Source organism: Streptococcus suis, assembly GCF_046032515.1.
GTDB classification, from domain to species: domain Bacteria; phylum Bacillota; class Bacilli; order Lactobacillales; family Streptococcaceae; genus Streptococcus; species Streptococcus suis_AL.
In genome coordinates, this window is sequence record NZ_JARQPJ010000012.1 from 1 (window position 1) to 25,419 (window position 25,419).

Genomic DNA, 25,419 nt, shown 5'->3' on the forward strand with positions numbered 1-25,419 from the left:
GATGGCGATGTTGCTTTGGAGCTACTTGAAAATAGCCCATTTCCAATCGTTTATGGAGATAAAGGATATGTGGATAGGCAGACAAAGGCAGCGTTAGCAGACTGTGGTATCCAGTTAATTTCTCAACTCAGAAAAAACATGATGGGGTATTCATGGCTAGAAAATTACAAAATAAGTCGATTGAGGAAACCAGTGGAGACCGTATTTTCTAGTTTAGAGTAGTATGGAATGGAGGTTTTACGTTGCCGAAATATTCAGGCGCTCAAATTTAAGACAGAGGAAATATTACTTATTTATTATCTTTTGCTTAAAAGCAGTCATACTGAATTTGGTATCAGTTTAAAATATTCCCTTGCTTACGCTTGATTAACTAGCACAACGGGTAAATACTATAAACTAGATAAACGGAGAAAGCATTTATAACGCCCGAGGGTGTATATTTGCGTGAGGTGTCTAGTTTTGCTAGGCACTTTTTTCATTCTTAGCAACACTATTAGAAACCACTTATAAACACGCGCATACTATTTTATTCTTTCGATTAGGTGGGGAAACCAATAGGAAGGATACACAAATGATTAAACAATATCAACTAAAAGACGGCTCTGTTAGATACTCTTATATTGCTTATGTAGGTATAGACCCACTTACAGGCAAAGAAAAGCGCGTAAAAAAGAGCGGTTTTAAAACTCAAAAAGAAGCCCGAATAGCTGAAAGCCAGCTACTTCTAAAAGTGGAGCAAGATGGATTTTTTGATAAGCCAGATAGAATAACCTTTGAGGAAATCTATAAGATATGGCTGGAACACTATAAAAACACCGTAAAGGCTAGTACATACGCCAGACAAAAGGCACAAGCAGACCTACATATCATTCCAGCATTTGGCGCGTGCTACGTGGATAAAATAAGCCTACCAATGTGCCAAAAACAGGCACAAGAATGGTTTAAGGGCTACAAGAAATATGCTAACTTTACCGGTATGACTAAGATGGTTTTAGATTTTGCGGTAAACCTGGGCTATATTCATGATAACCCCATGAAGAAGATAATAAAGCCCCGTAAATCCTCTGAAATCGATGAAGAAGAAAAGAAAAAAGAGAACTTCTACAGCCGTGAAGACTTGCAAAAGTTCCTAGACTGCGTAGCAAAGGAAGACAAGGAAGAAATAGCCTGTATTTTCCGCTTACTCGCCTTTACAGGTATGAGAAAAAGCGAAGTTCTTGCCCTACGGTGGAAAGACTTAGACTTCTTTACCTCACGTTTATCAGTTAGCCAAATAGTAGCCTACGGAGAAAATAACAGTATCGTCTATCAAACACCCAAAACAAAAAAGAGTAAGCGCACTATCACGCTTGACCCTATTACCGTGTCTATTCTGAAAAAGTGGGAAAAGACTAGACAATTTTTAAACTTCCCCCAGCGCGTGAAACCAACTGACCTAGTTTTTCCAGCAGAAACAGGCAACACCCATAGTTTTGATTATATAAACTATAATCTACGTTGTATTCTGAAAAAATATGACTTGCCTTATATAACGCCCCACGGTTTCCGCCATACTCATTGCAGTTTATTATTTGAAGCTGGGGCATCGATTAAGGAAGTACAAGAAAGATTAGGGCATGAAGATATTAAAACAACTATGAATATTTACGCTCACGTCACGGAAAACACAAAAGAAAAAACGGCTGAAAAGTTTGCCCAATTTTTGGGAATGTAACGCCAGCCGTTACTTTTTTCGTTACTTTTTCAAAAAAAAAACCATTCCCAAGGATCGGGAATGGCTTAAAATCAACGTTTTCAACGATTTTATAACGTTGATTACTTGAGACCGTATTTTTTGTTGAACTTGTCCACACGTCCATCTGCTTGAGTGAACTTTTGACGTCCAGTATAGAATGGGTGTGAGTCTGAGGAAATTTCCACACGGATCAATGGGTAAGTTTCACCTTCGAATTCAACTGTCTCGTTAGATTTCTTAGTTGAACCGCTAAGGAACTTGTAGCCAGTAGTTGTGTCCATGAAGACAACAGTGCGATATTCTGGATGGATATCTTTTTTCATTTTAAAATTCCTTTCTGCCATGGACTCTTTCCGAGCCATAGATTATAACCATTTAAGTTTACCAAAAGTTTGTTCTTATGGCAAGTATTTTTACCTATTTTTTTAATATTTTTTCAAGTTATAGTACAGAAGCACCTGAAGCAAGGTCAGAAGTTACTCTGGCGCCAAATCCCCCTCTTGAAGGACTGCCCAAGCTATCAGAAATTCTTTCTTTACCAGCAAGAACTTTCTCAGAAAGCCCTGAGGTCACTAGAATCCTGCCATCCAGCCCAATCAGAACTGCTTCGATACCATCCGTTTCTTCTACCATCTTATAAATCTGAGTTATTTCTTGACCAAACAGTCGAGTCGTCCAAATCTCACCGTCAACAGATTGTTTGGACACAATGGTCAAACTAGCCAGCTGGGACTCGATTGGATAGCCGGTCTCGGGACTCAAAATATGATGATAGGTCTTTCCATTCACGGTAAGGGTTCTTTCGTAAATACCGGAGGTGACTACCGATTCTTCTCCTATTTTGAGGACGAGGGCATTTTCACCCCGTGGTTTCTGAGGATCCTGTATACCAATTCGCCAATAACCATCTGGATTGTGAGGAGGCTGACCAAAGGTCAGAATATTGCCACCCAGGTTAATCAGTCCAGCTACCACACCTATTCTTTTCAAGAAGTCAATAATCTTATCTGCCACATATCCTTTGGCTAGGGCGCCCAGATCAATGGCCATGCCTTCTTTTTTCAAAAAGACTGTCTGCTCTTCACCATCTAATTCGATGTCCCTTGGATTGATGAGCTGAAGTTTTTCACTGATCATTTCTTGGGTTGGAAGTTTGGCATCGCTAAACCCAATCCGCCAGCTTTGCACAAGGGGACCAATGGTAATATTCAAAAAAGATCCCTGAGCCAGACTGTGTTCCTTGCCCAATTTGATCAATTCATACAGGTCATCGGCAACAGGAACCGCCTGAACACCCGCATTGAGGTTGACCTCCATTAATTCAGAGGTCAAGTCATTGGCAGAAAAGCGGTCCTTGTAGAGATAGAGCAACTCTTCTACCTGATCCAAAATCGGTTCTGCATCTGGATGCCAGACTTTAGTATCAATGATGGTTCCCATTAGACGAAGGGAACGGCTACTTGCTTGCATTCCTCACGCCCTCTTGGATTTCTTGGTATATTTGCTCATTTTCGGAGAGTGAATAAGAGTTAGCACCACTTGCTAGTGGGTGGCCTCCGCCATCGTGGCGTTTGGCAATTTCGTTGATTGGAAGATACTTGCTGCGCAAACGGACTCTGTAATTTCCGTCAGTTTGTTCCACAAAAATCCCCCATGATTGAACCGTCCCAATCCGTCCTGGTGCACCTACGATAAAGGAAGTATCCGCATCGGTCACGCCATATTTTTCGAGAGTGTCCTGTGTCAAAATGACACGCGCCGCACCGTATTCATCCACTTCCAAGTTGTCGTAGACGTAACCTGTCAGCTTGGCAATCTTGAAATCGATAGTATCCATCTGGCGAGACATCCTTGCGAAGTCAAAATCTTCTTGGCGGAGACGAGCAACAATCTCAAAAGTGCGCGAGCTGGTTGCTGGATAGAGAAAGCGGCCTGTATCGCCCACAATTCCTGCATAAAGTAAACGGGCAGTTTCTGCGTCTAGCTCCAGTTGGCTTTGAAGGGCCAATTCTGCAATCATTTCGCTACAAGAACTAGCTTCCGTATTGACCCAGAGCAGGTCACCATAAGGCTCTTCATTGGGGTGATGATCGATTTTAATCAAGAAATCTCCTTGACTGTAACGGTCATCATCCACACGTGCCGTATTGGCAGTATCCGTCACGATAACCAAGGCTCCTTGATAATCTTGGTCTGCAACTACGTCCATTCCTGCCATCCAAGCAAGATTTGGTTCCTCAAAACCGGTTACCTTGATGGTTTTTTCAGGAAAATTCTTCTGCAAGAGTTTCTGCAAGCCAACTTGACTACCGATGGCATCTGGATCTGGTCGTTGGTGGCGATGAATGATAACGGTGTCGTATTCACGAATTTTTTCAATAATAGTATTATAAATAGTCATAGCAACTCCTTTTCATCATTTTAGCACAAACTTCCCCTTTTGAAAATGATGGGAGTGTGGTATAATAAGATTACTATGTAATTTGGAGGAAATTATGGCACTAGCAAAAATAGTTTACGCTAGTATGACTGGTAACACAGAAGAAATTGCTGACATTGTCGCCAGTAAGCTAGAAGAGTTAGGTTTGGAAGTACAGGTTCACGAATGTACGACCATTGAAACAGAAGAAATCTTGGATGCGGACTTGATTGTCGTTGCCAGCTACACCTATTCTTATGGTGGAGACGGTGAGCTTCCAGATGAAATTGTTGATTTCTATGCTGACCTAGCTGACTTAGATTTGACTGGTAAGGTCTACGGCGTTTGCGGTTCTGGTGATACCTTCTATGATGACTTCTGTAGTGCAGTAGATGACTTTGATGTCATGTTGGGGTCACGTGGTGCAGTCAAGGGTGCTGAAAATGTCAAGGTAGACCTGGCTGCTGAAGACGAGGATATTGTTAACCTTGAGCAATTTGCAACTGACCTTGTTGCAAAAGTAAATGAATAATTAACTTAACCAGTAACAGCCGTTACTGGTTTTCTTAAAAGGAGGAAAAAATGAATTTAGAACACATCCGCGAACAGATTAATAAGATTGATAGCCAATTGGTTGAACTACTCGAAAAACGAATGGAGTTGGTCGACCAAGTTACAGCTTACAAACGTGCAACAGGTAAGCCTGTTTTGGATACCAGCCGAGAAAATGCTGTCCTTGAACGAGTTGGAAAATTAGTCCAAAAAGATGATTACCGCTCTGCCATTCAAGCGACCTTTAGCGATATGATGGCCCAATCGAGATCCTATCAAGCTGCAAAATTAGCTCAAGATGACCAGTAAAGTCAAGCAAGCTATCCAATTCCTCGTCTTTTCTATTCTAATCGGACTGGTTGCTGGACTAGTCACCACACTCTTTGGGAAAATTCTACTAGGGGTTGGTGACTTACGGTCTGAATTCTTTACTTATTTAATCCCCTTTCTACCACTTGCAGGGTTGGTGATTGTTTTCGTTTATCAAAAATGGGGGAGGGAAGTCCAAGCAGGTATGGGCTTAGTCTTCAGAGTTGGACAAGGTGAGAATGTGCACATTTCTCCAGTTCTCATTCCGCTCATCATCACTACAACTTGGCTCAGTCATATTTTTGGCGCTTCCGTTGGCCGCGAGGGGGTAGCTGTCCAACTTGGTGCTAGTCTTTCACACTGGTTACAAAAAAAAGGCTTCACAGACTTGCCCAAAGACATGATAACAAAGATTGGTATGGCCGCAGGTTTTGCGGGGCTCTTTCAAACACCCTTGGCTGCAAGTTTCTTTGCCATCGAGGTCTTGATTGTTGGTCAATATGCTTGGACTAGTCTCCCCTATTGTCTAGTCGCCGCTTTCACGGCTTCTACTACTTCCCACTTACTGGGATTGGAGAAATTTTCGCATGCCATCGCAACTACCTCATTCCATTTTATAGATAGTTTTAAATGGCTTCTGATTGCCATCTGCTTTGGAATTGTCGGTAATTTATTTGCTTGGTTTCTGGCGCAAGCAAAAAGCATCTCAACTCGATGGCTTCCAAATCCTTACATTAAAATAGCTATCATGGGAGTTGGACTGACCGTTCTACTATTTTTCTTCCATCAAGGTCGTTATACTGGTCTAGGAACCAATTTGATTGATGCCAGTTTAGCTGGGGAACAGGTGTTTGCTTTCGATTGGCTACTAAAACTCCTACTAACCTGTCTTTGTTTGGCTGCAGGTTTTCAAGGGGGCGAAGTTACTCCGCTCTTTGCGATTGGAGCAAGTTCTGGGGCTGTTTTAGCAGGATTACTAGGTCTACCAACTGAACTTGTTGCAGCTCTTGGGTATTGTGCCGTATTTGGAACAGCCACCAATACCTTATTGGCTCCTCTCTTCATTAGTTATGAAGTATTCGGCGCTAATATCCTGCCCTATGCTATTCCTGTACTTGCCATAGCTTATCTTATAAACAGAAAACAGACTATTTATGGACAGCAGTTGAGGAAATTCAATAATGCAAAAAAGCCTATCATTTAGGCTTTTTCGTATACTCTTCATCTCCCCTGCAGGCAAATTCAGGTTAAAATAAGTTAAAAATAATATTAAAAATTGGATATTATCAAGATATTATCATTTACTGAGTATATGTAAAAAATAAAAGGTTGAACAAATGGTTGAACGGATTTATTTTTTCATCGTCTATTAGCAACAAACCGAACTAAGTCTGTGATTTTTTGTTATTAATATTATCTACTGAACTTTTACTGAAGACAAATAGAGATTCACTACACGTCAATAGACGGTAGAACCCTTGATTTAATGCGATTTTTGAAAGATGAACTTTCACTATATTACAGTACAAATCAGTCGAATCACTACCTTTTTTGAAATAAGATTTTGATTCGGATAAGTAATAAACCCACTGGCTCATTATAAGTCAGTGGGTTTTTGAATTAAGGAGAGTCTTGCTCCAAGCTATTTTAGGAGATGAGTATTAATTTCATTTTTTCAATTTAAAACATCGAACTGCTGACAAGAGTCCTAGACCTAACACTATAAAGGATAAACCGCTGCCATCACCTGTCTGTGGTAAGGATTTAGAAGCTATCGCAGAAGTTTGTTCTGTCATATCTGCCCTAACATCTAGCCGACTTCTAGTTTGTAAAATGTGACCACAAGGGATCGGTGATTGATGTTTCGTTTCATTTTTTTGGGGATTCACTTGCTCAATTGGGACTGATTCATGCATTTTATTCTGTACCTCTTCTATCATTGAGTTTAGTGGCGTTTCAACTGATTGGTCCCCATTTGAATCTTCTCGTATTGGATTTCCATCCTTACTTTGTTCTTCTTTTTCTACAGGTGAACTTGGTGCACCGTCTGCAGATGGTTCTTCTTCTAAACTTTCCTCGTTCCCCTTGTCTTCTAACTCAGCAAGGTCTTTTATTATAGCAACCTGGTCAATCTGTACTTGAATTGGCCCTTCACTACCTTGCCCCAAGAACTCAATACCAATTTCACGTGTATTGGAACGCTCCGCAATTTCTGACAATTCAAATCGTAAATCCGTCCACTGGTCATTAACTGTTGCCATTTCATTATTAATCCATTGCCAACTACCACCCACTTTGAAGTAGAGTTTAGCTTGAACTGGGCTACTTGATTTTAGTTTGACCACATACCAATTATACTTGGATAGGTCTTGATTGGCTTGGAGATTGATTTCTGTTTTCTGATCTTTTTCACCAGAAATAGTGGCAAAAAGCTGTCCATCTACTGTCTTCAAATCAGGACCGTTCCATTTCCCAACTTCCTCATCAAAATGATAGATCGTCGGTTGATAAGTTGCTACTTCTGGCTCATATTTGTCCACGATTGCAGGTAAATCTTCTCTAGTGACTGCTTGAATATCATCGATGTAAAGAGTACCAGTCCCTTTTTCGCCTCCCAAATAAAAGGCAAATTGACTTACTTGGCCTAATCCAACTTGATCAATGCGTGCAATTTGATTGCCTTCCCAAGCAGCTGGTAAAAATTCAGCAAGTGGCATGCTAACTAGACCTTCGAATGCTTCAGTCAAAGCAATATTTTTCTCATAGCTGACATTGCCAATACGTATTTGGACAGTCAAATGTTGAGGATAGCCACTGTGTTTGAGCCAGAAACTTAGGGCGTTGGCTCCTTGCCAATTTTTCTCAAAGGAAATTTGACGTCCAGCATAACCCTTATCTCCAACTTCATAGTCATAGACCATGCCATATTTGCCTTCTTGCTTTTGGTTTTCAGATAACCTAATTTGGATCTTATCCCCGTTCGATGAGTAAGCTTGGTGCAGTAAACTGTCATCCCCAAAATATTGCTCAAAAGTATCAACTATAAGGGGGGATTCTGTGTTCTGCGTGAAACGAGTAAATAGTTTTACTTGCTCCTGCTTGGTTTCCTGTCCTTTACTAGTGTATTGGATGGTTGCAATCAAAACTTTATTGTCTAACTCAGCTGGAAGTGTAATAGTTGCTGTAAAATACTGACCTTCCTTGGAAAGCTGATAGATTTGGTCGCCAATTGTCACAGATACGGCATCATCTTCCTGACATGGCTTGACAACAATGGTGACCTCTTGCTGAACAATAATATCCCCATTTGCTGGGCGGATCAGGTAGGCTGAATCAGTTACAGGACCTGTTTGGATATTCTTACCCTTCCCATAAATTTGGCCCACTTCCTTGGCAAATACAGTATTGGCGTGCTGATAAAATCTTTCAAAGTCTGACAATAATTCGTGGTCTCCACCAAGGCTACCATTGACATCACGATAAGGAACGTAGATGTTATTAGGCAGACCAAAATTTGCCCAAGTCAGCATATAGGCAATTTTAGAAGCCTTTTGGTCAGATTGAATGGTGTTAAAGATGCGGCTATACCAATCTAAGGTATTGCCGGTTTTATTGAGACCTTGGGCGCTATAGCCAAATTCTGTCAAGGCTGCTACTTTCCCTTTTTGTTCTGCTAAGTCCACTATCATGGAGAGGTCTTTCACCAAGCCTGAAAGGAATTGTTCTGACCCTGCATTATCTTTTGAATCATAGGAATCTATTCCTAAAATGTCCACATAAGCATCACCAGGATAGGTCTCTAAATAGCGTTCTTGGTCCCCAGGTGTAGCTGTATTTGGCGAATATACATAGAGGATATTATGAATATTTTTCTGGTCACGAAGATATTCAACAGTGTAGCGATAAAGAGCCTTGTATTGGTCGGGTTTGGTTGTGCTGGCACCCCACCAGAACCAAGAACCATTCTGCTCGTGGAAGGGACGAAAAATAAGTGGAATATCCTTACCTTCATCATCCTTTAATCCCTCAGCCAGACTGGCAATTCGATCCAACCATTGATTAAACTCTGTGTTTTTCGTACCACCTGGTAGAATTTCAGACACGACATTGCCAGAGCTATCATTGAAATTTCCATCCGTCACAAAATTATAGGGGTGCATACTGAGAACGACTGCCCCTCCTAGTTTGTGAGCAGTTTTCATGGATTCGATGACATTGTTCAAGCTTTGTTCAGGATCCCCTGCCACGCCAGGCTTTTCATGACCGTCTAGAGATAGCGTATCCCAACCAAAAATTGCAGGATAATCCCCAACAGCATTTTTTACCTCAGATTCAGTCGAGCCTGCTCGACTGCCTTCACTGGTCAAGCTCACTCCTTCATCAAGGGCATGCTGTTGTCCAAACAAGATGTCTGGACTGGCCGCCTTTTCCTTGAGATAGTCCAGTAATTCCTTGGTCTCCTGACTGGCCTTCTCATCAACCATATTAAGAACCACACTATCTCTTGTACTTTCAGTCTCCACCCCTTCAGTAGCTACAACCTCCTCTGTTGTCTCTGACTGAATCTCTGTTACAACTCCTGTTTCTTCACTACTAGGCTCATCAGTCTTTACTTCAACAATTTGTGGAGCAGATGTAGCTTGTGTTTCCGTATTTTCATCTGAGACTTTGATTTCAGAGTTTCTATCGGGAACCGCTTTCATTTCTGTGTTGACAGAAAGTTCCCCTACTGGTGAAGGAATAACTTCTGTTGAAAGAATAGGGTCCGAACTTGTTTCTTCCGCCATAACAGCATGCCCTCCCAACATACAACTAGCCACCAAAACACCTGCTAAAACACTTGATTTCGCCAGTCTGTTTCCCATTTTAGACTCCTTTTTATCTATTTTTTCCAAAAATTGACCGCAAAAAAGAGCGATTATTGTAAAACCGCTCTCCATCAAAAAATGAACCGATGTCATCGGGAGGTCAAACCTCCCATTGCAAAGCACTACTTTTCACACTTAAAGGACCTGATGTCCTTTGCACAAGGTGTTCCAGCAGCTTCTTAGTTCAATCCATTTTGACCAGCAACAGTTTTAAACCACTCACCTGATTTTTTAATGGTTTTCACCTGCGTATGGATATTATTTGAGATAAATCCATAGCGATTGCGATAAGCATTGGTCCATGACCAGCAATCAATCGGCGTCCAGAGGTGATAACCAAAGCAATTAGAACCTTCTTGGATTCCCTTATGAAGAAATTCCAGATGCTCACGGATAAAATCAATCCGATAGTCATCTTGAATCTGACCACTCTCATCCAAGAACCGTTCTTCTCGTGAAACTCCCATACCATTTTCAGAAACAAACCATGGAATATTCTTGTAATTGTCACGAATATTGATGGCAATATCATACATGGCTTCAGGATAGATTTCCCAGCCCTTATCAATATTCATCCGACGTCCAGGCATGTCATAATGGTCATAATAGCGGGTAGGCATCCAGTCACCTACAGAATTTGGAGCGATGTCTGGCGCCTTCACGCGGTTTGGATGGTAGAAGTTGACTCCAAGGAAATCCACAGTGTTGTTCTTGAAAATAGCAGCATCTTCAGGTTCTGTTTGCCAGATAACCTTGTCGCGTCTCAAGACTTCCTCTAGTTCTGCTGGAAAATGTCCGTAGATAGCTGGTTCCAAGAACATCTTATTGTTCCAGAGTTCAGCAAATTTAGCTGCTTCTTGGTCAGCTGGCGCTTCTGAGGCTGCATAGGTTGGCGTCAAGTTCAAGACTGTACCAATGCGTCCGCCATCCTTATCCAAGCCTAACTCACGGAATTTGGAAATGGCTTTGGCAGAGGCAAGGTTGAGATGATAGGCTACCTGAACAGCTTTTTTCCCATCCACTATTTTAGGATAATGGAATTGATAAAGGTACTCTCCATCCACAACGACCATTGGCTCATTATGAGTTGTCCATTCTTTGACACGGTCACCGAAGTGTTTGAAGGCCTGCTCCGCAAAGCCAACATAGAGGTCCACCACATGACGAGACTCCCAGCCACCGTACTTGTGATAGAGCTCAACTGGCAAGTCAAAATGGTGTAAGTTCATCACTGGGCGAATACCATTTTCAATGAAACAATCAATCACTTGATTGTAGAAAGCAATCGCATCCTGATTGACCGTATTGGTTTCCAAATCATCAATCAAACGCGTCCATTGGATAGAGGTCCGCACACTGTTGAGACCAACCTCTTTCATGAGAGCAATATCTTCACGAAAACTGTTGTAAAAGTTAGACGCCGTATCGGGACCAACTTGATTGTAGAAAACTTCTGGCTCTATCTCATACCAGTAGTCAAACATATTGGCGTGTTTTTTAGCAAAACGCCCTTCGCTTTGGGGACCAGATGTGGCTGCTCCCCACCAAAAATTAGCTGGAAATTCTTTCATCATCTTCTCCTTCTGCACATAATCGTTGATGCATCATATCATTAAATTTCGGTAAATACTCATGTCCAAATTCTGGATAAAAGAGTAATTCTTTTTCTGATTGTAATTGATTATAGACCGCAAATTGCGTTTTGGGGTGGCAGATTCGATCTTCTAGAGCCATACCCCACAAGACTTTGGCTTGAACCCGTGACACCAAGTATTGGATGTCAATGTAATCCAGGGCACTAAATACCGCTTCTTCCGTTTCATGTAACGGATCTCGAAAGCGGAAATAATAAGGGATTTCTTCATAGGCTGATTGTTCTGCTTGTAGTCCATAGGCTTCTCTAAAGTCACTGAGAAATGGATATTGGACAAAGCTGGCCTTTACCTGCGGACAAAGACTGGCACAAACCAAGGCTAATGCCCCTCCTTGGGAAACGCCATAACTATACATACGTTTACTGTCAACCTCAGGCATCGATTTCACAATCTGAGTAAGCTGATAAATGGCTTGGTAGACCCGCTTATAAAATAAATTCTCCGGACCTTCCTCCACTCCTCTGAGTAAATGTCCTTTGAGGGTTCCTCCCTTTGTCTGGCTAGAATCCTGAGAAGCGCCACCCTGTCCAGGAACATCCATAGCTACAACCATATAGCCCAAGGAAACCAGAGTCAATTTATCAGACCAGTCTCCGACATTGGTATGATAGCCGTGAAATTGAAAGATGACTGGATATTTCTCTATTGCTCCCTTGGGTTTCAAAATTTGACAGACAATCCTAGAATCGTCCACAGCTGAAAAAACAAGTTCAAAACAATCTGCAAGCGGACTTTTAAAAGAGACTGGTCTCAACTGATAGTCTAGACCTTTTTCATCAACCTCATTCAAAGCTCTTTCCCAGAATGCGTCAAAATCTTTTGGTTTTGATTGACTACCACCATAGTCACCCCAAAGTGTTAGAGCATCTTTCGTTCTCATCCTATACCTCCACCTGCAAACGTTTGAGAACCTCATTCCCAATAAACGCTGCACCTGCTAGTGTCGGATGGACACCATCTTCACCTGTCAAGTACTGTGCAGAGTGGAGAATGGCTTGTTCATTTAGTAGTCCATCTAAGGGAACTAGTTCCAAATCAAATTCCTGAACCAAGCGTCGCACAATCTGAATTTTAGGATCTAAATCAACTCGCCATTCCCGTCTATCCAAGGGATAAGGCAGGACAAAGGGCTCCATAACCAGGATTCGTTCTACTCCTGCCTTTTTCAAACTCGTCAGTAGTTTGCGATACTCCTGTTCAAACCTATCCTGCTCTGCATGACTTCCAAATGATTCTAGGCCAACAGTATGCCAAACGTCATTGATTCCCACCATGAGTAAGATGGCTGTCGGGTTGAGGTCAAGACATTCATAAATACGGGCATTCAAATCTGCAACCTTGTTTCCACCAATTCCCCTGTTATAGAAAGAAAAACGGGCTTGTGGATACCGAGCGGCTAATTGGCCTGCAACGTGATTAACATAACCATGTCCCAAGCTTCCTGCATCATTCTTATCTCGCCCCCACTCTGTAATTGAGTCTCCGAAAAAGACGATGGTATCATCCTTGTATAGCTTCATATTTATTCTCCATATTGGCTCACAAAATGGGCAGCTGCGCCAAGTAAGTTGGCATCATTTCGGTATTGGCAAGCTTCCAGTTTGAATGTCAAATCTGTAGCATCCGCCTCTAAAATAATCTGGTCTAGGCGCTTTCTGACTTCCTCTACCAATTCTTCCCGAACGGAAATGCCTCCACCAATTGCAACAAGTTCTGGATTTACAGTCATCAACACATTGTAAATTCCGATAGCTAGACTCTGATAGATGCCTTCCACTACCTGTCTGGCCTTTTCATGTCCTTGGTCAGCCAGAGAAAACAAATCTTTTCCTGAGAAAGATTCAGCTAAGCCTTCTGCCTGCGCAAAACGGTTTGCCACGTGAACAGGACTGACTAGGTGACTCAAGGTCATACCATCCTGGAGGATCATATAACCAAATTCCCCACCAAAGAGATTTTCCCCTTTTAGTAAGGAATTCCCCTGGGCAACAGCTCCACCTACTCCAGAACCAATGATGAAGAAGATAGATGATGCGCTATCCTTGGCTACTCCAAGATGCAATTCTGCCAAAGCTGCACAGTTGGCATCATTTTCAATCGAAACAGGTAGTCCAAATAAGTCACTCAACTCCTTTTGAATAGGAAAACGGTGTATATAGGGAATGGCACTCTTGCCATAAATGACTCCCTCTTCCGTATTGACAGAACCGGGACTGGAAAAAGCCACTCCTGTCAGCTGATTTGCTGAAAATCTTTCTTGTAATTTTTTTAATTCAATTTTCATATCTTCCCAACTATCTGGAGTTGGAAAAGAAGACTGATGGGAGAGTTGCCCTTGATTGTAGAGGGCAACTTTCACAGCAGTTCCTCCCATATCACAAACTAGTAAAGCCATATGTTCTCCTAATCTTGTCGAATCATCATTTCAATACTGAAGGTATCATAGCGATGGGTACTGATAGAATACTCAAAGGTTGTCCCGTTAGATAAAAAGCCAATTTGTTCCACTATACCAACAGGATCTCCTTGTTCTAATTCTAAATGTGTTACTTCAGAATCAGATGCTTTGCGAACTGTAATATTGCGGTGAGCACTTTGAATTTTCATCCCTAAGGTATCTTGAATATACTCATAGATAGATTCTTCTACATTTTTCAACCTTAAATCAGGTATGACTGAAACAGGCATAAAGGTATTTTCCATAACTAGTGGACTTCCATCTAATATCCGGACACGTTCAATGTCATAAACAAAACTACCAATTGGAATATTGAGCTTATTGGCTACTTTTTCTGACGCGGCAATTATTTCAAAATGCAAAACCTTACTGGTCACTGTACGAGTTGGGTAATATGCAGAAGTACCAATCATTTGACTGCCTACTACCATCTTCTCCATATCCTCTACTGATAAATCTTTGACAAACGTACCAGCCCCCCGACGTTTAATAATTAACCCTTCTGCAACAAGAATGTCCAAGGCTTTCTTAACCGTCATTTTACTAACTTCATAAACCTCACACAAATCCTTCTCAAAAGGAAGCTGGTCATTAGCTTTATAAATACCATCTAAAATTTTTCTTCTAACATCATTTGCAATCACATTATACTTTTCCATGATTGCCTCCTTCTAATCATTATCAGCTTAACAAACCAAGACAGCAGTTCATGTAATGGATTGATTGTCAAACAGAAAATACGAAAACGCTTTACTTTATTATATACCTACTCGTGACCGAATTCTTGTCTAGACCATTTTTAAATAAAATAATTTAGACGAAAAGTCGCCTAGCATCACTCTAGACCAGTACTCCACTTCACGGCCTAGATAATTTTCGTTCAATAATAGGCCGATCGTTTCCAAATCTCTCCCAAAGCGAAGTGTCTCAGACTGTTTTTCTTGTACTTTATAAGAAACATCTGCTTTTAATCCTCTTAATTTCAAGCGTTGATAGGTCGGATTCGGCTGGGCTAAAAGTTGAAAATGCCCAACTAAAGCCTCTGATTGATCTTGGCTCACAACCATCCATGCAACTCGGTTACTATCGCCTGTTTCTAGGCGGTAAAAATCTCCCTGCATCACCAACCCTTGATGGGATTTATACTCTTTAATTTGCTGCTTGATTTCTTCTTTTTCCTCTTCGGTCAACGCCAGAGGGTTTAATTCATAACCAAACATACCAAAGAAAGCTACATTCTTTCTCATATCGAGGGATGTGACACGAGCAACTTGATGGTTGGGAACTGCTGAAACATGACTGCCCATACTAGACAGTGGGTAAAGCATAGAAGTTCCGGTCTGAATAGCCAATCGTTCTATTGCGTCTGTATCATCGCTAGTCCAAATTTGCGGACTGTAATAGAGCATACCAGCATCAAATCGTGCTCCTCCACCCGCACAGGATTCAATCAAGATATGTGGATAATTCTTGCTTAGGCGATTATACAAATCATAGACACCCAGAATATAGCGATGAGCCAGCTCTCCCTGCTGGTCTGGCAAATAGTCAGAAGAATAGGCCTCTGATATATAGCGATTCATATCAAGTTTCAGATAATCAATCGGAACCTCCTGCAAGATGGCATCCATCTGCCTATAAACCTCATCAACCACTTTGGGATTCCCAAAATTGAGGACATATTGGTTTCGACCTTGTGAAATATTTTTCTGCGGATGTCCAATGATCCAATCAGGATGCTCACGATATATAGGAGTATCTTCTGAAACCATCTCTGGCTCAAACCATAAACCAAATTGAAGTCCCATTGCATGAATCTTTTGGCCAAGACTGGCTAAACCATTTGGTAATTTTTCGTGGCTTTCAACCCAGTTCCCCAAGGAACCCTTATCACTATTTCGATTGCCAAACCAACCATCATCTAGGACAAATAAATCTACTCCTAGTTCCCTTGCTGCCTCTGCAATATTAAGTATCTTTTTCTCATCAAAATCAAAATAGGTTGCCTCCCAGCTATTTAAGAGAACTGGACGAGGTTTATTTTTCCAAGAACTCCGAATAAGATGCTCTCTAAAAAGATGATGAAAGGCCTGACTCATACCTGTCAATCCATTTTCGCTAAAAACCATGACAGCTTCAGGACTAACAAACATTTCATTTGGTTTCAATTGCCACTGAAACTGAAAAGGATTGATGCCTAATTGGACTCGTAGTCGGTCATAATTATCCAATTCTATTTGGGCACGGAAATTTCCACTATAGATCAAACCAAAGCCATAGACCTGCCCCTGACTCTCTGTCGTTTGCGGTTGGCAAATAGCAAGGAAAGTATTGTGAACATGGCTACTAGCTCCACGCGTGGAGGAAACATGTTGAATTCCCCGATGAATTTTTTCACGTGATAGATGATTTTCACGCGCCCAAGCTCCATCTAGGTGAAGCCACTCATACTGTTCATTGGGGAGGTCTAGGTTCAGACTAGCCAGTTGTTTTACAGAATACTCCTGCTGACCACCATTTCGTAAAATAGCCTGACGTGTTATAATAGGCAAATCTCTGTAAATGGCATAGCGCAAGGTCAGATAAACATCCGAATAATCATCCTTCAGATAAACCTCCAAAACCTGAACCTGCTCTTCTTCCCCAAAAGTTCCTGGCAGGGGCTCAAGGGCTACCTTTCCATCAAAAATCTTATATCCTTGATAGCGAAAATGACTGATAGAGTCTCCGTCTGGATAGGTCATTTCAAGAGCTGGATAACGAAAATCTGTCGTTCCAAAAACGGGCATCTCTTGCTTGATATGTTCTAGGGAAGTCAATAATTTCCCAGCCACCAGATTATTTCCAGGCCGAATCTCTCGTTCTAAGAGCCAGTCGAACTGATCATAATCAGCAATTGAAGCGCCATAATAGAGATGTTCCAGTATTCCTGTATCTTCCATCACCCGAAAAACATAGGAAATGTGGTCATTTTTTAAATGAAAATATAAGTCTTGTTCATGAACCCGTATCATTCTTTTTTTCCTTTCTTAATTGACTGATTTTTGTAAGAACCAGACAATAGATACCCGGCATGAAAAACCAGACAAGGAGATGTTTTGTAAGGGCAAGATAGAATAGAAGAGTTAAAATGGTGCCTTGCACAGCTACATCATTGAGATTGCGAGAAATCAAGTGCAAACTCATTGCCAAACTCATTTTAAAATGAGGGCCAGCTACTCTATGGTAATAGGGAAGCCAAACCATCAATACTAGCCAAAACATACTTCCCACAAGAAAGCCTAGCAAGAGCTGGTCTGAATAGTTTTGAAGCAAACCAAACCAGCTGACTAGGGATAATAGAAAAGCGAAGGTCGTAAAGGAAGAAATGAGCATCTCTGAAACTTTGGATTCTTTAGGAAGATAATCCACTTCTTTTAAACTCACATAATAGGGCTGTGAACTTTCATATAGTGCCAAACAAGTTGCCAAGGCACCGTACCAACCGTAAACGAATCCTCTTCTCACCAAGCCCCACCAAAAATAGGTTGAGGCCTTAGCCAAGACATAGACTCCATTGATGGTTGCAATTAAACGAGATTGTTTCTCCATGAGTCCTCCTTTCTATCACATGATTGACTACTTAACAGAACCAGCCACCCCATTGTAAATGTATTTTTGGAGGGACAAGAATACAATTAAAATTGGCAAGATAACAATAATAACACCTGCTAGAATGACTGGCCAGTTAGTACCATATGGCCCTTTAAAGGCGAAGAGGGCTGTTGAAATCACCTTCAAATTCCGATCTGGCATATACAAGAACGGGCTATAGAAGTCATTATAGACACCTACACCACTGATAATCAACATGGTCACAATTGGGGCCTTTAAGTTTGGCAGAATAATTCTCCAGAAAATCCCAAAGTGACTTGCTCCATCAAGGTAGGCTGATTCATCCAATGAAATTGAAATTTCATCTAAATACTGCATAAAGACATAAACTGAGATCACATCAGTTCCCAAATTCAACAAGATAACAGCCCAAATAGTGTTAAACAAGCCAAGGGAATTAATGATTTGGAAGGTTGCTACTTGACTGGTAATCCCTGGAATCAACATAGCAATCATGAAAAGACCGAGAATCACTTTCTTCAATTTAAAATTAAAGCGACTCATTGCATAGGCAAACATGGACGCCAAGGTCAACTTCCCAATCATACTAGCCACAAAAATGATCAGCGTATTTTTAAAACCCAAAAGCATCTGTCCATTGACAAAGGCTGTTTTATAGTTTGAAAAATCCCAGGTTTTAGGAAGAGCGAGGACATTGCTGCTCAAAAATTCATTGTTTGATTTAAAGGAACCAATAAACACAACCAAGATGGGCAACAGTGCAACGACTGCTCCTAGAATGAGGACAAGGTATTGGAAGACCTTGCCAATTGTCAATTTCTCTTTTCTCATCGTTTATTTCCTTTCCTGCGTAGCATAGCGTTGCACCAAGGTCACTACTACGACAATGACCAAGAGAATAATGGCCATAGCAGAAGCCAAACCAACCTTGTTATACTTAAAGGCTGTATCGATTGTTTGAATCACGAAGGTTGTAGTGCCGTTTGAACCACCTGTCATAATGTATGGAATGTCAAATACACTCAGTGAGCCACTAACACCAAGAATAATATTCAAAAAGATGATATTTCGGATACTTGGAAAAATAATATAGATAAACTGGTCCCAACGATTGGCACCGTCAATTTCTGCCGCTTCATAAATCTCTGGATTGATGGATTGAATGGCACCAAGGAAAACAAGGAAATTAAAGCCTGTATAGCGCCAAACAGAGGTAAAGGCAAGAGAAATATTATTAATTTCTCGATTTCCCAACCAAAGTTGAATCTGATTCCCCAAGCCTAACATCTCAAGAACCGTATCCAAGGTTCCTCCGCCTTTGTAAAAATACAAAAAGATGAAACCAATCGCAACACCATTTAAAAGATAAGGGAAAAAGAGAATTCCCTTCCAAAAATTAGCGAATTTTACCTTGAAAGATAAGATTGTCGCAAACAAAAGTGCAATTCCCAACTGGAAGAAAGTTGCAATAAAGTAATACAAACTAGTCTTAAAAACCGTAAAATAAGCAGGTTTTGTTAAAATGGTCTTGTAATTGTCCAAACCGACAAAATCCGGATTGGGAGAGTACCCATTCCAATTGGTTAAACTATATTGAAACATTTTCACCAAGGGATAATAAGAAAATGTTAACAATAATAGCACAGGAATAATTGTAAACGTGAAAATCAATAGACGCTTTTCAGCCGCTTGACTCATTTTCATCTTAAGCATAAGATCCTCCTCAAATAACTAGTGGGCCAGTTAGAGAATTCCAACCAGCCCACCACTATTCTTAGTTGCCAGCAACTGCTTTAATGGCATCTGCCCAACGAGTGTTGAAATCCTTCATAATATCTTGGTAAGTCTCAGAAGAGTTCCCTACTGCAGCATCAATGATGCGTTGTTTTTCAAGGTCAGTTGTACCAATACCCAATTCAGATTGGTTATTAATATCGCTGAAGAGTGATTCTTTTCCTTCTGGTGCTGGATTTTCTTCAAACAATTCTACACCAGCTTCTTTACTTGCCTGCAATGCTTCTGGATAATCTGCACCTTTTACAGTTGGAAGTCCACCATTATCTTTGGCATAATCAGATTCGTTGACCATCCAGTCTACGAATTTACGAGCTGCTTCTTTGTGCTCTGAATGAACGCTAATACCATAGTTATAGTCTCCACCAACTGGCATATATTGTTTGCCATCAGATGCAGTCATTGGAAAGGCTTGGAAAGTAATGTTTGATGCATTATCTGGATTTGCTGATTGGATTTGTGGAACTGCCCAGCTACCCAAGACCATGACCGCAATCTTACCATTTGATAAATCAACTTTTGATTGTTCCCAGTCAGTTGTTGTTGGATCTGCTTCAATCAAACCTTCTTTGGCTACATCATACAAAAGCTTGTAAATTGTTCCCATTGTATCTTCTTGGTCAAATGGCGAAGTATCAGACGTCATTTTGTTAGTAAAATCTACATCCCCTGCAGCTCCAGCACGAGTAAAGTCCCAGTTTGATAGCGTCCAACCAGCTGCGTAGTTGGTATAAAGTGGAACTACATCATTGTTCTTTTCCTTGATGGTTTTCAAAGCTGCTAGAAAGCTTTCAGGAGTTTTAGGAAACTCTTTTATACCCGCGTCTTCAAATACCTTCATATTTACTACCATACCAGTAGCATTCATCTGACTCGGAATACCGTATGAAACTCCTTCAAATGAACGATCGTTCAAACCGAGATAGGTCTTTTCTAACTCCGCCTTGTCTCCCATCGGTTCAAAGAAGGTTGCGTAATCTTGCGGTTGAATATCACCTGGAATCATTAGAACATCGCCATACTCTTTGGAATTCATACGGGTCTTCATCTGACCAGCATAGTCCGTGATGGTTTGAACTTCTACAGTGATATCAGGATATTTCTCATTGAACTTAGCAATGTATTCATCCCATTTACCATTTCCCTCCCAGTCTGTCTTGTGGTTAATAAAGGTGATGGTTTCTTTTCCATCCTCACTTTGGCTACTTCCGCCTCCACTAGCACATCCCGCTAAAACAAGTGCAGCTGCTGCTGCGGTGACACCAAATTTAAACAATGCTTTTTTCATAGATTTCTCCTCCATTATTTTTTCTTTGCATTTGTTTACGCTTTCATTATAACACAAGGCTTTTTAAAAGTATATACTTTTATTTAAAAATATATACTTTTTATAAAATTTTTTAACTTTTTGTGAAAAATCTGTTATACTTTTATAGTAGAATTCTTATTTTGAAGGAGAAAAATATGGAACCCTTGTTTCTCACACCTGTAATGCACGAAAAAATTTGGGGTGGTCAACGTCTGAAAACCAACTACCACTACGATATTCCTAGTGAAAAGACTGGTGAGTGTTGGGCCATATCAGCCCATCCAAATGGTGTAACAACTGTCTCAAACGGTCAATATAAAGGAAGAGGCCTGGATGACCTCTATCAGAATGAAAAACATTTATTTGGCAATCCAACAGATGATGTCTTTCCATTATTAACCAAAATCCTTGATGCAGATGATTGGCTTAGCGTTCAAGTCCATCCCGATGATAGCTATGGCTTGGCTCACGAAGGCGAACTGGGCAAGACAGAATGTTGGTACATTTTAGAAGCCGAGGACGGGGCTGAAATCATTTATGGCCACAATGCCCAATCCAAAGAAGAACTCCGCCAACAAATCGAAGCTGGAGATTGGGACAAGCTGTTGACCCATGTACCCGTCAAAAAGGGTGATTTCTTCTTTGTACCAAGCGGCACCATGCACGCCATCGGTAAAGGTATCATGATACTAGAAACCCAACAATCTAGCGATACAACCTACCGTGTCTATGACTTTGATCGCCGTGATGATGCAGGCAACCTCCGTGAACTACACATTGAAAAATCGATTGATGTGCTGACAATTGGTCCAGTTGCCAATTCAACACCTGCCAAGCTTAAAATCGATCATCTTGACTCGACACTTCTGGTTGCCAATCCCTTCTTTACCGTATATAAATGGAATATCCAGCAAGAAATTAAAATGGAACAGACAGTTCCTTACCTGCTTGTCAGTGTCATCGAAGGGGAAGGTGCCATCCAAGTCGGTGAAACCAGCTACCCACTTCAAAAAGGAACCCACTTTATCTTACCAGCCGATGTAACAGACTGGTCCTTTACCGGACAACTAGAATTAATAGCCAGTCACGCAAACAAAAATCAATTATAAACTCATCTCACACTAGAGTACTGTCAACTGACGCATTGTGCTTCAACTAATTATTGACTCATGTCTTGCTAGATAATAAAACCAACCCTTGAATAACGAGGACTGGTTTTAATATAGAAAATTACTAAAAATGCTATATATTATCACTGGCAATTATTCGTCTATCTTCTCCGTAATTTTATAGATTATTTTCAAATTAGTTTATCAAAAATTCTTTTGATATATAGAAGCCATTGAATTCCACAGTGTTTTCTATTAACACATAAAATTTCTAAAAGCTCCTTACTTTGATTGTGTAATAATCATGAAGACGCTTTTTTTATGCGAAAAAGGTACATAGCCTGTTGAATTCTTTTTCAATTAAATTCAAAGCTGCTTGAGGACTGTATAAAGTATTACAGCTCATTATTGTAGCAGATAATTTCTAAACAATGTCCTTGTGATTTGAGGATGTTGTTTTTTTGTCCTTAGGGCGAATGTGCCGTCTGCAAGACCCTCGGAGAGCGTTTGTAGTTTTGATGGACCACAGGGCTGTCAAAACTACAAAAACGTTATTTTTTGGCAAAAAGTAACAAAATGCTATCTTGAATCGAAGCCAATTGTTTATCTTACAGCTCAAAAATATCGAACTTAGGCCAGCGGGGAATAGCAAAGCACCCCGCTGTTGCCCGTCATTCGGGCAATCGAGCATAAATTTTCAGTTTCATAATAATTAAAATGGAGTTCTACTTTGTCCATTTATTGGTCAAACATGGACTGTATAAATTTAGACCCTTTTTCGATTATTAATAGACTTCATACATATCCGATTTTTATTCAAAGATGGATTACTTTAACCATCCATCTTAGTATCTATAAAATAATGGATAACTAAGTATTTCATAAAATCGCTATTCATATGTCTATGCATTACCGATATCGACGGAAAAGCTTGTTAATGAAGAAATAGTAAATTTTGAAACATTAATTGCAGAAGATATTGTTATTGAACAGTAAAAAAATAGAAAAAAGTGGAGACTTCTTAAATTTTAGTTTCCACTTTCATTTATTAATTATCAATACAGTACAATTTTCAGAAATCCATAGCAAAGGATGTAATGATATTGAAGTGATTGAAAGGATATTACACGGAGTCGTTGAAACAGCATCTTCAATACTTCGCTAGAGAAAACATAAAACAACTGAAATATCGATACGACTAGTACATGCTAAATCTGAAAATCGATTACCACTGGAATTTACATTTAGCATTTAGACAACAAGCTCATCTATGATGATCTATACCGAGGTAATCAATCGCTTTAAAGAACATTACACAGGTGGGGGAATTCAAGGGTTTAAGATTCAACTTAATAAAAATATTGTTGTGTCTGCTTAGAAAGGATTTGATATGATTGACCGTTTATACTTACCATTTCAGTCAGCAAGAGAGTACCAGGATGCAAAAATGGATAGGATTTTTCCTATCTGAGCATACATCAGCACTCACTGACGATGCAGACAAAGTAACGTATATGTCTGATTTATCACTAGAGAAGAAATTATTACTCCTAAGTCAGGTGTATGCAGGACAGCTGACAGCGCGCATTGATGTAATTGATAAAAACAAACGTGTTTTCTACACTGGAACAATACCAAGTCTGAATAAGGATTTTATTTTGATAAAAACTCAAACCGGTCACATCAATCTAAAATTGAAAGATATTATAAGTATTGAACTTGTTGAGGAGGTGCTCTATGAATCAGCTTGAGTTTCAGCGTAATCACCTACAAATGGACTATTATAGCGAGAGCTACCAAGATTTTGAACGTGACTTCTATCGCTACTCCAGTATGAATATTCCATTGACCTTCCTGACCGATGATATCCTTAAAACAATGCAACTTCTCGTAAGAATTACTTTGTCCTAAATAAGGAAAAGGCTAGAGATAATCGCGTTCACTTCTTCATTTTTGAGGTAAGTACCATAGATGAAAATCCGCTAATCTACCGCTATTCTTACAAGAAAACAACAATATACTTAACACAAAAATAGGAGCTCATAAAAATGCTCCTATTTTCTTATAACATGAATTTTAGTTATTTTAAAGTACTCAGAAACTTCTCCTAGAATAGTTCTAGCTATCCTTCAGCACAAGAACTAGCTGTAAGAGTTAATACTCTATCTAAGCTCTCAATATTTTCACGACCAACAGTTCGTAACCATTCTCGTGCTGCTTCTTCCCCTTGCTCAATATAAACTGGCACAAATCCAGCCCATGTTGCACGACCACAGAGAACACCGTTAAATTTAGCACCTGCTTCATGTGCAAACACCAGAGTATCTTGGAAAAGCTTAGCAGAAACACCTGCACTTAGATAAATGTATGGCAAATGAGTTGATGCTTCTTGTTGACGGAAATATTCAGCTGCTTCTTCTTTTGTATAGACGACTTCCCCTGTTCCAAAGCCTTCTACAAAATTCATGTTCACAGGTACTTCTACCTTGAGAACATCCACTCCAAATCTTTCATCCGAAAATACTTTCATAGCCTCATTTACTTTTCGAGGTTTAACTTTAGCAAACTCAACACTAGTATTGTCCTCAATCGTTTCATCATAGCTCAAAATTTCCAAGAAGAATGGCAAACCTTCTGCCTGACATTCTGAACCCAAACGTTCAATATAGGCATGTTTTTGAAGGTTGACATATTGGTCTCCATCAACATCATAATAGAGTAAGAACTTGATAGCATCTGCTCCCTCTTCTTTTAGTCGTTTTACAGACCATTCTACTAAGCAATCTGGCAAACGACTGGTAGAGTTGGTGTCATAGCCAGTTTTTTCATAGGCCAAAAGTAAGCCACATTGTTCATCACGGGCGTGTGACGCTGGTAAGCCAAATTCAGGATCTAAAAGAATAGAAGAAGAAAACTGTGTTAATTCTTCAGATACTAGAGTTTTCAACTTTTCCATTTGCTCTACAGTTGGAGTTTCTGTCTGATGTTTTGCCATCATTTTTTTCAAGGCGCCACGTTGGTCAAAAGCAAGAGCTGATATAATGCCATTCTTTGTCATTAACTTAGATAGATTTTTTACCATTTTTATTCCTTTCTAAATAAAGAAATCTCCTGACATCTACTCTATACGTCAGGAGATAAAGTTGATTACACTAAGTGTTTCTTCAATAGCTCAACAATTTCCTCTACACTATTTGCATTTGTAAAAGATGTTTTGAACTCTGTCTTCATGAGTAAACGAGCAATCTTTGATAAAAATTTTAAGTGAGTGGTACCTGATTCCGTTTCCGGAATAAATAGTGCAATAACTGAAGTGATAGGTTGACCATCCATTGACTGCCATTCAACACCATTAGCTAATTTCAATACAGCTACGCCAGGTTTTGTGATTGCAGAAGATTTAGCATGTGGAATGGCAAAACCATCCATCATTCCGGTAGTACCTTCATCTTCCCTTGCAAGAAGTGCTTCTTTAACTAAGACAATGTCTGTTGCATATCCATGTTCAAAAACCAATTGTGATAAACAATCGAACACACTCTCCTTTGATGAAGCAGACACATCAACTAGTACTAATTTCTTATCTATCATTAATG

At 40.2% G+C, this 25,419-nt stretch carries 23 protein-coding genes and 2 pseudogenes; 9 read left to right on the top strand and 16 right to left on the bottom strand.

The genetic code is table 11. The features are described 5' to 3' along the window. The coding region (locus tag P7J49_RS06500; RefSeq protein ID WP_408570077.1) for a transposase at positions 1-222 on the top strand (222 nt) is incomplete at its 5' end. Between the two features lie 349 nt (positions 223-571). Then, positions 572-1,714 (top strand): tyrosine-type recombinase/integrase, encoded by a 1,143-nt coding sequence (locus tag P7J49_RS06505; protein WP_408570079.1) that lies wholly within the window; start codon positions 572-574, stop codon positions 1,712-1,714. Positions 1,715-1,815: 101 nt separating this feature from the next. Here the strand turns inward: P7J49_RS06505 and P7J49_RS06510 are convergent, their stop codons facing one another. The 3 genes from P7J49_RS06510 to P7J49_RS06520 all read right to left on the bottom strand — a co-directional run bounded on the left by P7J49_RS06510 (position 1,816) and on the right by P7J49_RS06520 (position 4,136). Then, on the bottom strand, positions 1,816-2,058 hold the full coding sequence (locus P7J49_RS06510) for a type B 50S ribosomal protein L31 (RefSeq protein ID WP_024379743.1): 243 nt from the start codon (positions 2,056-2,058) through the stop codon (positions 1,816-1,818). Between the two features lie 118 nt (positions 2,059-2,176). Continuing rightward, a complete protein-coding gene (locus P7J49_RS06515) occupies positions 2,177-3,205 on the bottom strand; it encodes an FAD:protein FMN transferase (RefSeq protein ID WP_408570081.1) in 1,029 nt (342 codons plus the stop codon). Further along, positions 3,192-4,136 (bottom strand): DHH family phosphoesterase, encoded by a 945-nt coding sequence (locus tag P7J49_RS06520; RefSeq protein ID WP_408570083.1) that lies wholly within the window; start codon positions 4,134-4,136, stop codon positions 3,192-3,194. Before P7J49_RS06520 ends, P7J49_RS06515 begins: the two co-directional genes overlap by 14 nt. A 94-nt stretch (positions 4,137-4,230) precedes the next feature. On the opposite strand from P7J49_RS06520, the gene P7J49_RS06525 reads away from it, so the two are divergent. Genes P7J49_RS06525 through P7J49_RS06535 form a run of 3 tightly spaced genes read left to right on the top strand, consistent with a single transcriptional unit; the run spans position 4,231 to position 6,219 of the window. Next, the gene (locus P7J49_RS06525; protein WP_408570085.1) at positions 4,231-4,686 is read left to right on the top strand and encodes a flavodoxin; all 456 of its coding nucleotides are present in this window, start codon (positions 4,231-4,233) and stop codon (positions 4,684-4,686) included. Between the two features lie 50 nt (positions 4,687-4,736). Further along, the gene (locus P7J49_RS06530) at positions 4,737-5,015 is read left to right on the top strand and encodes a chorismate mutase (protein ID WP_408570087.1); all 279 of its coding nucleotides are present in this window, start codon (positions 4,737-4,739) and stop codon (positions 5,013-5,015) included. Then, positions 5,005-6,219, top strand: a complete 1,215-nt coding sequence (locus tag P7J49_RS06535; protein WP_408570089.1) for a chloride channel protein — start codon at positions 5,005-5,007, stop codon at positions 6,217-6,219. Before P7J49_RS06530 ends, P7J49_RS06535 begins: the two co-directional genes overlap by 11 nt. 463 nt (positions 6,220-6,682) lie before the next feature. Here the strand turns inward: P7J49_RS06535 and P7J49_RS06540 are convergent, their stop codons facing one another. The 11 genes from P7J49_RS06540 to P7J49_RS06590 all read right to left on the bottom strand — a co-directional run bounded on the left by P7J49_RS06540 (position 6,683) and on the right by P7J49_RS06590 (position 20,693). Continuing rightward, complete coding sequence (locus tag P7J49_RS06540) at positions 6,683-9,880, bottom strand: glycoside hydrolase family 26 protein (protein WP_408570091.1); 3,198 nt, start codon at positions 9,878-9,880, stop codon at positions 6,683-6,685. A 182-nt stretch (positions 9,881-10,062) separates the two neighbouring features. Next, positions 10,063-11,454, bottom strand: coding sequence for a glycoside hydrolase family 1 protein (locus P7J49_RS06545; RefSeq protein WP_408570093.1), 1,392 nt, complete (start codon positions 11,452-11,454; stop codon positions 10,063-10,065). Continuing rightward, complete coding sequence (locus P7J49_RS06550) at positions 11,435-12,418, bottom strand: acetylxylan esterase (RefSeq protein WP_408570095.1); 984 nt, start codon at positions 12,416-12,418, stop codon at positions 11,435-11,437. The genes P7J49_RS06545 and P7J49_RS06550 overlap by 20 nt, the downstream gene beginning before the upstream one ends. Before the next feature lies 1 nt (position 12,419). Next, positions 12,420-13,058, bottom strand: a complete 639-nt coding sequence (locus tag P7J49_RS06555) for an SGNH/GDSL hydrolase family protein (RefSeq protein WP_172008867.1) — start codon at positions 13,056-13,058, stop codon at positions 12,420-12,422. 2 nt (positions 13,059-13,060) lie between these two features. Continuing rightward, complete coding sequence (locus P7J49_RS06560) at positions 13,061-13,933, bottom strand: ROK family protein (protein ID WP_024398260.1); 873 nt, start codon at positions 13,931-13,933, stop codon at positions 13,061-13,063. Positions 13,934-13,941: 8 nt separating this feature from the next. Further along, positions 13,942-14,655, bottom strand: coding sequence for a GntR family transcriptional regulator (locus tag P7J49_RS06565; RefSeq protein ID WP_105096314.1), 714 nt, complete (start codon positions 14,653-14,655; stop codon positions 13,942-13,944). A 129-nt stretch (positions 14,656-14,784) separates the two neighbouring features. Next, positions 14,785-17,010, bottom strand: coding sequence for an alpha-galactosidase (locus P7J49_RS06570; protein ID WP_408570098.1), 2,226 nt, complete (start codon positions 17,008-17,010; stop codon positions 14,785-14,787). Further along, positions 16,994-17,587, bottom strand: a complete 594-nt coding sequence (locus tag P7J49_RS06575) for a hypothetical protein (RefSeq protein WP_408570100.1) — start codon at positions 17,585-17,587, stop codon at positions 16,994-16,996. Before P7J49_RS06575 ends, P7J49_RS06570 begins: the two co-directional genes overlap by 17 nt. A gap of 27 nt (positions 17,588-17,614) precedes the next feature. Beyond that, on the bottom strand, positions 17,615-18,442 hold the full coding sequence (locus P7J49_RS06580) for a carbohydrate ABC transporter permease (protein ID WP_408570102.1): 828 nt from the start codon (positions 18,440-18,442) through the stop codon (positions 17,615-17,617). Between the two features lie 3 nt (positions 18,443-18,445). Further along, entirely contained in the window at positions 18,446-19,324 is an 879-nt protein-coding gene (locus P7J49_RS06585) for a carbohydrate ABC transporter permease (RefSeq protein WP_408570104.1), read from the bottom strand. Between the two features lie 61 nt (positions 19,325-19,385). Next, on the bottom strand, positions 19,386-20,693 hold the full coding sequence (locus tag P7J49_RS06590) for an extracellular solute-binding protein (RefSeq protein WP_172008877.1): 1,308 nt from the start codon (positions 20,691-20,693) through the stop codon (positions 19,386-19,388). 176 nt (positions 20,694-20,869) lie between these two features. Here P7J49_RS06590 and manA point away from each other — a divergent pair, with 176 nt between their 5' ends. The 4 genes and pseudogenes from manA (at position 20,870) to P7J49_RS06610 (ending at position 23,859) form a co-directional block, all read left to right on the top strand. Beyond that, positions 20,870-21,823, top strand: a complete 954-nt coding sequence (manA, locus tag P7J49_RS06595) for a mannose-6-phosphate isomerase, class I (protein ID WP_408570106.1) — start codon at positions 20,870-20,872, stop codon at positions 21,821-21,823. A gap of 1,051 nt (positions 21,824-22,874) precedes the next feature. Continuing rightward, positions 22,875-23,201, top strand: a pseudogene (locus P7J49_RS06600) (imsC-like protein). 61 nt (positions 23,202-23,262) lie between these two features. Further along, positions 23,263-23,574 carry a hypothetical protein gene (locus P7J49_RS06605; protein ID WP_408570108.1) on the top strand — a complete coding sequence of 104 codons (312 nt, stop codon included), beginning with the start codon at positions 23,263-23,265 and terminating at the stop codon, positions 23,572-23,574. Then, positions 23,561-23,859, top strand: a pseudogene (locus P7J49_RS06610) (DUF5960 family protein). Before P7J49_RS06605 ends, P7J49_RS06610 begins: the two are co-directional and overlap by 14 nt. Before the next feature lie 86 nt (positions 23,860-23,945). Here P7J49_RS06610 and lacD read toward each other — a convergent pair. Next, entirely contained in the window at positions 23,946-24,905 is a 960-nt protein-coding gene (gene lacD, locus P7J49_RS06615; RefSeq protein WP_408570109.1) for a tagatose-bisphosphate aldolase, read from the bottom strand. A 65-nt stretch (positions 24,906-24,970) separates the two neighbouring features. Next, positions 24,971-25,414, bottom strand: coding sequence for a PTS sugar transporter subunit IIA (locus P7J49_RS06620; RefSeq protein ID WP_105096327.1), 444 nt, complete (start codon positions 25,412-25,414; stop codon positions 24,971-24,973). Positions 25,415-25,419 lie beyond the last annotated feature (5 nt).